The organism is Enterobacter sp. JBIWA003 (assembly GCF_019968825.1).
Classification (GTDB): Bacteria; Pseudomonadota; Gammaproteobacteria; order Enterobacterales; family Enterobacteriaceae; genus Enterobacter; species Enterobacter quasiroggenkampii.
On record NZ_CP074170.1, the window covers coordinates 4,152,763 to 4,165,493 of the forward strand.

A 12,731-nucleotide genomic window follows, 5' to 3' on the forward strand; every position below is an offset into this window, starting at 1 on the left:
CTTTCGAGCCATTTGTAGACCCGGTAAGCGTAGCGCCACCGGGAAAAACGGCGATTACAGCAGTTCTTTCGCTTTCGCGACAACGTTCTCAACGGTGAAGCCGAACTCTTCGAACAGCTGCTCTGCCGGAGCAGACTCACCGAAGGTGGTCATGCCGACGATAGTGCCGTTCAGGCCCACGTATTTGAACCAGTAGTCAGCGATACCCGCTTCCACTGCCACGCGAGCGGAAACCGCTTTAGGCAGTACGGATTCACGGTAAGCGGCATCCTGCTTATCGAACGCGTCGGTAGACGGCATGGAGACCACGCGCGCCTTCACGCCTTCGGCAGTCAGTTTTTCCCATGCGGCAACAGCCAGCTCAACTTCAGAACCGGTAGCGATGAAGATCAGCTCTGGCTGACCCGCGCAATCTTTCAGCACGTAACCACCGCGAGCGATGTTCGCCAGCTGCTCTGGCGTACGCTCCTGCTGTGCCAGGTTCTGACGGGAGAGGATCAGCGCGGTAGGACCGTCCTGACGCTCAACGCCGTATTTCCACGCTACCGCGGATTCAACCTGGTCACACGGACGCCATGTGCTCATGTTCGGGGTCACGCGCAGGGAAGCCACCTGCTCTACCGGCTGGTGAGTTGGACCGTCTTCGCCCAGACCGATGGAGTCGTGGGTGTAAACCATCACCTGACGCTGTTTCATCAGCGCCGCCATACGCACGGCGTTACGCGCATATTCGACGAACATCAGGAAGGTAGAGGTGTACGGCAGGAAACCACCGTGCAGGGAGATACCGTTGGCAATCGCAGTCATACCGAATTCACGTACACCGTAATGGATGTAGTTACCGGCAGTGTCTTCGTTGATTGGCTTAGAACCGGACCACAGGGTCAGGTTAGATGGCGCCAGGTCAGCGGAGCCGCCGAGGAATTCAGGCAGCAGAGGACCAAACGCTTCAATGGCATTCTGAGACGCTTTACGGCTCGCGATTTTAGACGGGTTCGCCTGCAGCTTAGCGATGAACTCGTTCGCTTTTGCGTCGAAGTCAGACGGCATGTCACCTTTCATACGACGGGTGAATTCAGCCGCTTCCTGTGGGAAGGCTTTTGCGTAAGCCGCGAACTTCTCGTTCCACGCCGCTTCTTTCGCCTGGCCTACTTCTTTTGCATCCCACTGAGCATAGATCTCAGATGGGATTTCGAATGCAGGGTATTTCCAGCCCAGCGCTTCGCGGGTCAGTGCAATTTCCGCGTCGCCCAGCGGCGCGCCGTGGGAGTCGTGCGTACCCGCTTTGTTCGGGGAACCGAAGCCGATGATGGTTTTGCACATCAGCAGGGACGGTTTGTCCGTCACAGCGCGCGCTTCTTCTACTGCACGTTTAATCGAGTCAGCATCGTGACCATCAACGCCACGCACAACGTGCCAGCCGTAAGCTTCGAAACGTTTAGCGGTGTCGTCAGTGAACCAGCCTTCAACGTGACCGTCGATGGAGATACCGTTGTCGTCATAGAACGCAACCAGTTTACCCAGCTTCAGGGTACCTGCCAGGGAGCACACTTCGTGAGAAATGCCTTCCATCATGCAGCCGTCGCCCATGAACGCGTAGGTGAAGTGGTCAACGATGTCGTGGCCAGGACGGTTGAACTGCGCCGCCAGGGTCTTCTCAGCGATCGCCATACCCACAGCGTTAGCAATACCCTGACCCAGCGGGCCGGTGGTGGTTTCTACGCCAGCGGTGTAGCCCACTTCCGGGTGACCTGGAGTTTTGGAGTGCAGCTGACGGAAGTTTTTCAGCTCTTCGATAGGCAGATCGTAGCCGGTGAGGTGCAGCAGGCTATAGATCAGCATAGAGCCGTGGCCGTTAGACAGTACGAAACGGTCGCGGTCAGCCCATGACGGGTTCTGCGGGTTGTGGTTCAGGAAATCGCGCCACAGGACTTCGGCGATATCAGCCATACCCATAGGGGCCCCTGGGTGGCCGGATTTGGCTTTCTGTACTGCGTCCATGCTCAGCGCACGAATAGCATTAGCAAGCTCTTTACGTGAGGACATTTTAACTCCAGATCGGACTGTTAAAGGCCATGCCCTTGACGACAGCGCGTTTTGGGCTACGCCGGAAAAAAGTGCCAACAATGTAACCCAAGCGGCATGCCATGTACATGGACCATTCTTTTGCAGCTTAAGAAATCTCTGGATCATGCTCGCATGTTGCGCAATCTGCTCGCCCGGCCCTGTAGATATTCCTTATACTTAGCCCGACACCGGCTTCGCTGACGGTGCACTTTTCGGATTTTATTCAGATTAACGAGTACGGAAGCAACCTCATGAAAATGCGTGCAATAGTGCTGGCCCTGGGTACAACGCTCCTGCTGAGCGGCTGTCAGAATATGGATTCTAACGGCCTGATGACCTCAGGCGCAGAGGCCTTTCAGGCCTATTCCCTGAGCGATGCGCAAGTAAAAGCGCTGAGCGACCAGGCCTGTAAAGATATGGACGGAAAAGCCACGCTTGCGCCGGCTAACAGTACCTACACGCAGCGTCTGAATAAGATTGCTTCCGCGCTGGGCGATAACATCAACGGCCAGCCGGTGAACTACAAGGTTTACATGGCGAAAGACGTCAACGCCTTCGCGATGGCGAACGGCTGTATCCGCGTTTACAGCGGCCTCATGGATATGATGACCGACAACGAAGTAGAAGCGGTCATCGGCCATGAAATGGGCCACGTTGCGCTGGGCCACGTGAAGAAAGGGATGCAGGTTGCCTTAGGCACCAATGCCATCCGCGCAGCGGCGGCCTCAGCGGGCGGTATCGTTGGCAGCCTGTCCCAGTCACAGCTTGGCGACGTGGGTGAAAAACTGGTGAACTCCCAGTTCTCCCAGCGTCAGGAGTCTGAAGCGGATGACTACTCCTACGATCTGTTGCGCAAACGCGGCATTAATCCATCCGGTTTAGCCACCAGCTTTGAAAAACTGGCCAAACTGGAAGCAGGACGTCAAAGCTCAATGTTTGACGATCACCCTGCCTCAGAAGAACGCGCACAGCATATTCGCGACCGTATGACCGCAGACGGAATTAAATAATTTCAGAAGGAGGCAGTTTTGCCTCCTTTTTATTTCGCATGAATTGTTAACTTAACAGCACGTATCGATAACACCTCTGAAAGCCCCGCCAAACCTGCCCTGTCACATTGAAATGTCTGGTCACATAATTATTGCAAAGGTCACTTTTTCCGGTAATTATCACCCCTGCAGTTATTCAATTAATATATCCAGACAGAGACGTTCCCTCCGTGAAAAAAGAATTATCATTAATTGCTTTAAGTTTATTTTCCGCATTACCTGCCGCTGCAAGCCAGCAATCCGACAGCCAGGGTTTTATTGACGACAGCCATCTGGACCTGTTTTTACGCAATGCGTATATCAGCCGTGATTATCATCAGGGCCAGCAGGACAAAGCCGAATGGGGTCAGGGGATCATCGCCACGTTTGCATCCGGCTATACCGAAGGGCTGGTGGGCTTTGGTGTGGACGGTATTGCTCAATACGGCGTGCGCCTGGACGGCGGTCGCGGCAAGAGCGGCGCAGGCGGCATCGACTTCTTTAAGCAGGAAGACGACGGCCGGGCAAAATCCGATCTGGCAAAGTTTGGCGCAACCGCCAAAATGCGCATCTCGAATACCGTACTGAGCTACGGGAATCAGCGTCCTGAGCTGCCCATCGTCAATGCCGACAGCTCTCGCCTGCTCTTTGAAAGCTACACCGGCGCTATGCTGACCTCAAAAGAGATCGACGGTCTGGAAATTAACGCCGGTTATTTCACCGACGAGCAGCGTAAAAGTGACGACCGCCACGACAGCGGGCTGAAGAGCCTCTCCTTCGGCGGCGCGAGCTACCAGTTCAACGATCAGTTCAGCGGCGCGTTTTACGCCTCTCACAATGAAGAGGTGATGAACAAGCAGTATCTGGGCCTGAACTTCAAACAGCCGTTCAGCACCGGGCAGCAGCTGGTGCTCGACTTCAACGGCTATAACTCCCGTCTCGATCAGAGTTACGCGGACAGCCTCGATACGGGCCGCAGCAACGCTATCTGGAGCCTGGCGGCGAGCTACATCTGGGATATTCACACGTTCAAAGTGGCGTACCAGCAGAGCAGCGGCAGCACCGGCTACAACTACGGCGGCTACCGCGACCAGGGCGGCGTAGGTGATGGCGGTAACACCATCTGGCTGGCAAACTCCTACTGGTCTGATTTTAACGGCGAAGATGAACGTTCCTGGCAGGCATCCTACGGTCTGGACTTTGGCGGCCTTGGCCTGCCGGGTCTGAGCTGGACCACCGCCTACGTGCGCGGGGACAACATCAAAACCGCGGAAACCAGCAACGGCAAAGAGCACGAGTGGTTTAACCAGATCCAGTACCAGGTGCAGGATGGCCCGGCGAAGGATCTGAAACTGAAACTGCGCTATTCCGTGCTGCGCGTCTCCAGCAACGCCAGCGACTATAACGTGGGCGGGGACGAGATCCGCGCTTACGTGGAATACCCGTTTAACGTGTTCTAAAGGCAATAAAAAACCTCTCCAGGGAGAGGTTTTTTTTACGCCAGAAGAGGCTTATTCGCCTTTTTTGGCTGCCTGGATGTAGAGCATTTCCAGTGCCAGGGTCGCTGCGGCCAGCGCAGTGATCTCGGACTGGTCGTACGCAGGCGCCACTTCCACCACGTCCATCCCGACAATGTTGAGATCCTTCAGGCCGCGCACCAGCTTGATGGCGCGGTCTGAGGTCAGGCCGCCGATTACCGGGGTACCGGTACCCGGTGCAAATGCCGGATCCAGGCAGTCGATGTCGAAGGTCAGATACACAGGCATATCACCCACAATCTCCTTCACCTGCGCGAGGATGTCATCCACGCCGCGGTCGTTAACCTGACCTGCATCCAGCACGGTGAAGCCGTTATCTTTGTCGAACTCAGTGCGAATACCGATCTGCACGGAATGATTCGGGTCGATCAGACCTTCGTTCGGCGCGGTAAAGAACATGGTGCCGTGGTCAAACTCACAGCCGTTCGCGTAGGTGTCGGTATGCGCATCAAAGTGTACCAGCGCCATTTTACCGAAGTGCTTCGCGTGGGCACGCAGCAGCGGCAGGGTCACGAAGTGGTCGCCGCCGAAGGAGAGCATGCGCTTACCGGCAGCCAGCAACTTCTCGGCGTGGGCCTGCAGCTTTTCGCTCATCTCACGCGCATCACCAAAGGCATACACCAGGTCACCGCAGTCCACCACGTTCAGGCGCTCGCGCATGTCGAAGTTCCACGGGAAACGGTTGTGCTCCCAGGCCAGGTTAGTGGAAACCTGACGGATCGCCGCCGGGCCATGACGCCCACCCGCACGGCCTGACGTTGCCATGTCGAACGGCACGCCGGTGATCACCCAGTCCGCGTCACTGTCGTACGGCTGGAAGTTCATCGGAAGGCGTAAAAAACCAAACGCGTTAGATACCAGAGAGTTATCGTACTGATGACCTAAAGTGCTCATGTCCTGTCCTCGTATCATAGATAGACGATCGTTGTTAAAGGTGAAAAAAAATCCCTTCCGCGTCGTTAAGCCCGACGAGGAAGGGATCGTTTCATATCGTAATGCTGTATGGCGCTAAGAATAGCGCCTGACTCCATTAAATTCAAGCGACTCATAAATACAAATTATATAGCCAACCCTTACCATTCATCGAATAAAACAATAGCCATAAAAATATTATAATCTTTACATTCTTAATATTTCCCCAATGAATATTTAAATACTCCCATTACGGGCTCACCCCTTATAATTCAACAGTAAAGCCTTTCCATAACACATTCATACATACATAGACAGCATGAGATAGTCCGAATTTGGATTTTATTTAGTTATAGCGTGTAGTTTTCTCTTTTTTTACTCCCTACAATCCCGCCGCTTTATTAAAATTTATTTCTAAATGGAATTACTTATGAACAAATATTTAAAAATTGGTCTTTTTACCATTCTGGCGGGAGCGGGTTCTGCAGCAGCGGCAGAAGATGGCACGATTACCTTTGACGGTACTATCAGTGACGCAACCTGTGCTATTACAGGCGGTGATGCACAGGGTGAATCCACCTCTCCTGATTTCACCGTGCATCTGCCAAGCGTCAGCACCACCGCGCTGGCAACAGCTGGTCAACGCGCGGGTGACACGCCATTCTTCATTAAACTGAGCGGTGCAAATTGCACCAACAACAAAGTCGCCAGCGTCTTCTTCGAACTGGCACAGAGCACCAATATCAACGCCACCACCGGTAACCTGAGAAACACCGTCACGACGGGCGGTGCCGATAAAGTTGAAATCGGTCTGTTAGATTCCAGCAAAGCGGTTATGAACCTGAACACCGCAAACAACAGCCCGAAAACAGCGACCATTACAGGTAATACCGCTCGCTTCGACTACTGGGCGCAATACGTTGCCACCGGCGGTGCGGCGACGGCCGGTAAAGTCACCACTGACGTCGTTTATTCCATTAAGTACCAGTAATACCTCTAAGCAGTGGGATTTATCCCACTGCTTTCCCTGCCACATTTAGGAACGTTGAGCCTGATGGTCAGTAATATTTTCAAAGTGATGTTAATGGTGACATTGACGTGGTTCCCCTGCGCCAACGCCACTATACAAATTTTAACGACTCGCGTGGCATTCAATGCAAACGAGAGTGAACAAACCGTTCGCGTGAATAACCTCAGTAAAAACCCGGAGCTGGTGCAGGTATGGCTTTCCAGCACCGATAAAACCGATGGAACAGAGAAGGAGAACCTTCCGTTCTTTATCAACCCTCCCGCTGCGCGCGTTAACGGTCAAAAAGGGAAAGTTTTCCGTATCTTCCAGACAGCGGAAGCCGCAGGAAAATACCCGAAAGATCGCGAAACGCTGCTCTGGCTAAACGTGCTGGATATTCCACCAGAACTGCCTGAAGAGGCGGATCAGAACCAGATAAAAATGGCGTTCCGCACAATGATCAAATTTTTCTATCGCCCAGCGGGCCTGAAGGGCAATCCCATGCAGGCGGGCGACGATCTGAAGTGGGAATTGCGTAAAGCGGCAAAAGGCTACGACGTGGTGGGAACCAATAACTCACCTTTCCACGTGAGCATGACCAGCGTCTGGCTGACGAATGCCGACAATAAAGACATCGAGATCCCGGGTGACATGATTGTCCCTTATGGAACGCTGGTTTATCACTTTCCGCAGGTCAGCGCAGTGAGCGGACGCGGCATATTTAAATACAACTATATCACTGATTTAGGCGCATATATTAAGCGCACTTATAACTTTTAATATTTTATACGTTCTACCTTTGGGAAGGTTAAATGTCCGCACGCCATAATAAATACAGGCTTCTCAAAAAAGCGAAAAGTACCCTTGGCCAGATCATTATTCTGGCATTGTGCGTTTCAGGCCAGGCTAACGCCGAAGCAGAGAAAAAAGCGGTAAACTTTTCTCGCGGCTTTATGAATTTCTATAACAGTGGGTTAGACCTTAGCCAGTTCGACGGGGTAGATAAAATCCAACCCGGAGATTACAAACTGGAAGTATTTAGCAACCTGCGGAAATTAGGCACCTGGCCCATTTCATTTATTCCGGCAAAAAATAAGCAGGGCGTAAATGCCTGCATGACGCCGGAAATGATTATCCGCTTTGACGTCGATACCCGCAAACTGCCGGAAAACTGGAAGACGGGCCGCTGCCTGATCCTTGAAACACTTGTGCCCGGCGCAACCGTGACCTACAACCAGGATGATGAGCGTCTGGACGTCACCGTCCCGCAGGCGATGCTGCTTAATACGCCGGAGGGATACATCAGCCCTGAGCTATGGGACGACGGTGAACCTACCCTCATGGCCTCCTATGCGCTGAGTGGTTCAAGCACGCGCAACCGTGAGTTGGGCGAAACCAGCAACTATCTCTTTGGTAACCTGCAAACGGCGATGACCCTCGGGGCGTGGCGTTTTGTGACCTATGACACCCTGAACCTCGGCAACGATATTGACGATGAGGGGGTCGATCATCTGCAGGCATTTGCCAGCCGGGGGATTGCAGCATTGCAGTCTGAAGTGGTGCTGGGCGATCTCAACACCAGCGGGGAGATGTTTGATACAACGGCCATTCGCGGCGCAAGGCTTGCCACCGACGATCGCATGCTGCCGGACTCCGTGCGCTACTACGCGCCTGTTGTACGGGGTTTTGCCAACAGCAACGCCACAGTCACCATCAAGCAGTCCGGCAGCACCCTCTACGAAAAAGTGGTGCCGCCGGGTGAGTTTGCCATCAGCGATCTCTATGCAACAGGCTACAACGGCGATCTGGAGGTCACCGTCAAAGAGACGGATGGCACCATCAACACCTTTACGGTCCCCTACTCCAGCGTTCCGCAGCTGCTGCGCGAAGGTTACTTCCGCTATTCGCTCTCGTCGGGGGAAATGCGTAATACGTATCTTGCCGATGCGCCATGGATGACCGAGGGCACGCTTCAGTACGGTCTGCTGAATAATCTGACGGGGTACGTGGGTGCGCAAACCGCGTTTGATGGCGATTACAACGCCCTGCTGGGTGGTGTGGCCATCAATACCCCGCTCGGGGCATTAGGTCTGGACGTTACCCGCTCTTATACGAACTTTAACACAGGTATGGGGAGCGATGACTGCGGTTCACTGTGTGACATGTCCCTGCGAATCAGTCTTGCTAAAAACCTTTCAGAAACCGGTACAAACTTCAGCCTGGTAGGTTACCGCTACTCCAGTAAAGATTACTACTCGCTGGCGGATGCCGTCAGCGTGAAGCAGGCGCTGGAGCACGGTAACGACCGATATTTACCCGAGCGCTACCGTGAACGCCTGGAAGCAAACATCAACCAGATGCTGCCTGCGGGCTGGGGAAGTTTTTACGTCAGTGGTTTCATCGGCAACATCTGGAACGATGAACTGGGCCGCACGGAAAAATCCAACTACGCGCTGGGATACAACAACCGGTTTGGCACGTCGACCTGGGGTATTTCACTTGGCCGAACCAATAATGAAGACGGTGGTCATGACGATACGATCTACCTGAGCGTATCCATGCCGCTTGGCCATCGTTATGAAAAACAGGCCCGCCTGGGGGCGAACTTTAGCTACAACAGCGATGAGGCCACCATCCGCACCTCGCTCAGCGGCTCGGCTGGTGAGCGTTCACAGTATGGCTTCAGCGGCTACTTCAGCGAGTCCAGCAGGCCGGAAACCAACTTCGGTACCAACCTTTCTTACGTGGGCGATAGCGCTTCCGGCGGCGTCGCGTTCAGCCAGTCCCTCCACAGCTTCATGGGCGGTCTGAATATGAACGGTGGCGTGGTTGTGCACCGTGGCGGCATCAATTTGACCCCAACGTTAGGCGACACCATTGGCGTAATCGAGGCCAAAGGCGCTGAAGGGGCAAGAGTTTACCCTGATTCAAATGCGGTCATTAAAGATAACGGCTATGGCATTGTCGGCTATCTGACGCCTTACCGATACAACGATGTCTTCATTGATCCAAAAGGTACATCAATGAGCGTCGACGTCGAGGATACGCGTAAGAGCATTGTGCCCACCGCGGGTGCCGCCGTGCATATCAAAATGGAAACGCAGCAGAAGCAACAGACCTTTGTGCGCTTCACACATGCCTCCGGGCAGAAGATACCCTTCGGCGCATCCATTTCCGACGGTAGCGACGCCACGCTCGGTATGGTCGGCCAGGGTGGCCTGGCAATGTTGACCTTGCCTGAATCTGGCAAGCCGATCGTTATTAAATGGAAAAGCAATAAGGTGATGAATACGTGCTCAGCAGAGGTCAATCACCTTTCTGATAACAGAAAAAACCGCAATATGAATAAAGCCACCTCCTTTGATGCAATAGATATTATCTGCAAAGGCCTTTAAGAGAAAATGAATAAATACATTACGACTCTGCTTTATCTCCTTATATTATCACTGTTATGGATATTTAGCCTTGAAGTAAAAGCCTCAGCGTGCAGAATCGACGGTGTGGAAAAAGTGTTAAATATCACAGACAACATTACGCTGAACCCTGCGGATAAAGGCTCCGCAGGAACGGTATTATGGTCTAAAACCTATACCGCACCTAACATCAAATATAGCTGTGATGAATCAACGCAAACGCAGTGGCACACTGCATACAGCCGAAATTATCTCTCTTCCTCGATAGATAAAGTCTATGCAACCGAAATTCCGGGCATTGGTATTCGGATGAAATGGCCAGCCAATACCGGAAACGCCTGGGTACCGGGTAACTCCGGCTCTCCTGTGACCTGTAGTCCGAGCTGTTCAATCGATAACAGCACGGTGCTACTGGAGTTTGTTCAGACCGGCACCATTAATCAGGGTGAAACCGAGATCCCTGCCGGTGAAATGGTTAACGTAAAAGTCAAACCTTTGCTCACGCCAGAGGATGAGCTTCGTATTCTTACTATCAATTTATCAGTACCGATTAAAGTGAATACGCGTTCATGCTCCATTTATCCCTCGTCAACAAACGTCAATTTAGGGACCTACAGTATTGCCTCATTCCAGAACACGCAAAATTACCAGGGCGATAAAAAAGACTTTTCTATTACCATCACTTGTCCGAAACAGGAACAGGTTGGCTTAACTATCTCTTCTATGCTCGGGACAAAATTCGCAGAATCGAGCGGTATTCTGGGGGTGGAGACCGGCGAAGGCTACGCCCAAAACTTCGCGATTATGGTTTACGAAAAATCAAGTCCTTATGTCTCAACGTCTCTTATTCTTGGGAAAGAAATTGTTTTCCCGGTTTCATCCCGATTAACGAAAAACTATCAGGCTCAGATTTACGTTCCTACAGAAGTTAATCGCGCAAATTCATTAAGTGCTGGCAGGGTAGTCGGCGCAATTCAATACACCATGGCTATAAAATAATTATCTAGGAGAGATTCGTGCTTCAGCGTTTTTCAAAATATGCGCTTTTATTAGTGCCGCTCATTCCTTTGGCTCACGCTACGGCGGCGGCACTTCCCGGCCAGCAAAATAAACAGGAACTGGATCGTCTCGAAAGACAAACCAGCCAGGCATTAATAGAAGAAGCCAAGCGGAACGAACGGTTAATCCAGCAACAAAAAAAATTGCGTGAAGCCGGAGAAGAAACCCTGACCAGCAGCGACTCGAGCTGGCGATTTCAGATCAATCATATCGTTATTCTTGATGATGTCCTGTTTGACGGTTCGCCACTGCGTCAGGCGATTATCGATCGCTATGAAGGCAAAATGCTCGGCAGAACAGAAATATTTGAACTGGTTAAAGAGCTGACCGATTTTTATATTTCCCGCGGTTATGCCACAACGCTTATTGGTATTGAGCCAGGCAATATCAAAACGGGTACGCTCTCTCTACGGGTGCTGTGGGGGAAAATAAACAATCTTAAGGTTAACGGGCATGAACCGTCTCTCCGTGAACGCACGCGCCTGTTCACTGCCTACCCCTTTGCGAAAGACAAGATTCTGAACATGCAGGATATCGATCAGATGGTCGAAAACCTGCTGCGTGTTTATCCCAAAGACAATATTGATATTCAGCCGTCGATTGTAAACAGCTATTCCGATCTTAATCTGCTGCATGAACCTGAGTTCCCCCTTTCCGTTGCCGCGGGCCTTAACAACTCTGGCATTAAGGCTGACGGCTGGCAGCAGTATTATGGCAGCGTAACCGCTAAAAACATCGCCGGTATCAATGATATTTTCAACGTTTATTATTCATGGAATAACCTGAAAAATAACCAGGATAATCAGGGTTCGTGGTCAACGAGTTACAGCATCCCGCTGGGTTACTGGTCATTCGACGCGCTTTATTACAAATCCAGCTACGATAAAACCCTTGCCGGCAATAACGCCAGCTACGCGTCTGACGGAGATTCAGACCGCGCTTCACTGCGTATCAGCCGCATGCTGGGCCGTAACGCCACGGGTAAAACCAGCTGGTGGGCAAAAGTCGAAAGACGTAACAGCGACAACAGCATTGAAAACCACCGTATAGACGTCAGCTCTAAAACCTATACCGCGATGTCGTCAGGCGCAACGTGGGTCGGCGCCCTGGTGAACGGCTGGTTCTATGGCGATGTGGGCGTGACGGCGGCGGTTCCCTGGTTCGGTTCTGCCTGGAAAAACGATGCCGATCTCAAAGGTTTTGACCTTGATTACGTCAAGTACAACGGCATTGCCAGCTGGACGCGTCCGCTTTTTCAGGCTGGCCGTCTGGGTGGCGTCTATGAACTCAACGCCGGGTTCCAGTACACCCCGCACGTCCTGGTCAGCGATGCAAAATTAACGCTGGGCGATGAATTCACCGTGCGCGGATTTAAGGACGATAGCCTGCTGGTTGATAGCGGCGGCTGGATCGCCAATACGCTGCAGTTTCCTTTTGATATTGGCATCGGCGGTATTTATCAGCTTATTCCCTATTTAGGTTATGACCTGGGCTTTGCCAAAGATAATTGCCCTAAAGGCGTCAACGTATGTGACAGCCAATTCATGATGGGTGGCTCGTTCGGAATTAAAGCTACCGGTAGCCATTTTTCAACATATGTCCTCGCGGGCTGGCCTATAAAAAAACCAGATTCACTGGAAGAGAATACCGTCGATAACACGGTCGTTTATTACAAGATGGAAGTAACTTTCTAATTTAAGGAATT

General features: G+C 52.2%; 9 protein-coding genes. 7 read left to right on the forward strand and 2 right to left on the reverse strand.

Annotation, left to right across the window (positions count from 1 at the left end; genetic code table 11):
• Positions 1-54: 54 nt before the first annotated feature.
• Positions 55-2,046, reverse strand: coding sequence for a transketolase (tkt, locus tag KGP25_RS20085; protein ID WP_223539533.1), 1,992 nt, complete (start codon positions 2,044-2,046; stop codon positions 55-57).
• 272 nt (positions 2,047-2,318) lie between these two features.
• Between tkt and KGP25_RS20090 the strand changes: the two genes are divergently transcribed.
• Both KGP25_RS20090 and KGP25_RS20095 read left to right on the forward strand, forming a co-directional pair.
• The gene (locus KGP25_RS20090) at positions 2,319-3,077 is read left to right on the forward strand and encodes a M48 family metallopeptidase (protein WP_198886179.1); all 759 of its coding nucleotides are present in this window, start codon (positions 2,319-2,321) and stop codon (positions 3,075-3,077) included.
• Between the two features lie 209 nt (positions 3,078-3,286).
• Entirely contained in the window at positions 3,287-4,555 is a 1,269-nt protein-coding gene (locus tag KGP25_RS20095; RefSeq protein ID WP_048029098.1) for an OprD family outer membrane porin, read from the forward strand.
• Positions 4,556-4,606: 51 nt separating this feature from the next.
• Here KGP25_RS20095 and speB read toward each other — a convergent pair whose 3' ends face one another.
• The gene (gene speB, locus KGP25_RS20100) at positions 4,607-5,527 is read right to left on the reverse strand and encodes an agmatinase (protein ID WP_223539534.1); all 921 of its coding nucleotides are present in this window, start codon (positions 5,525-5,527) and stop codon (positions 4,607-4,609) included.
• A gap of 448 nt (positions 5,528-5,975) precedes the next feature.
• Here speB and KGP25_RS20105 point away from each other — a divergent pair, with 448 nt between their 5' ends.
• The 5 genes from KGP25_RS20105 (at position 5,976) to KGP25_RS20125 (ending at position 12,720) form a co-directional block, all read left to right on the forward strand.
• Positions 5,976-6,536 (forward strand): fimbrial protein, encoded by a 561-nt coding sequence (locus KGP25_RS20105; RefSeq protein WP_045909925.1) that lies wholly within the window; start codon positions 5,976-5,978, stop codon positions 6,534-6,536.
• Positions 6,537-6,599: 63 nt separating this feature from the next.
• The gene (locus KGP25_RS20110) at positions 6,600-7,334 is read left to right on the forward strand and encodes a fimbria/pilus periplasmic chaperone (RefSeq protein WP_196365315.1); all 735 of its coding nucleotides are present in this window, start codon (positions 6,600-6,602) and stop codon (positions 7,332-7,334) included.
• Between the two features lie 32 nt (positions 7,335-7,366).
• A complete protein-coding gene (locus tag KGP25_RS20115; protein ID WP_090392762.1) occupies positions 7,367-9,949 on the forward strand; it encodes a fimbria/pilus outer membrane usher protein in 2,583 nt (860 codons plus the stop codon).
• A 105-nt stretch (positions 9,950-10,054) separates the two neighbouring features.
• A complete protein-coding gene (locus KGP25_RS20120; RefSeq protein ID WP_223539535.1) occupies positions 10,055-10,966 on the forward strand; it encodes a fimbrial protein in 912 nt (303 codons plus the stop codon).
• A 17-nt stretch (positions 10,967-10,983) separates the two neighbouring features.
• A complete protein-coding gene (locus KGP25_RS20125; RefSeq protein WP_223539536.1) occupies positions 10,984-12,720 on the forward strand; it encodes a ShlB/FhaC/HecB family hemolysin secretion/activation protein in 1,737 nt (578 codons plus the stop codon).
• Positions 12,721-12,731 lie beyond the last annotated feature (11 nt).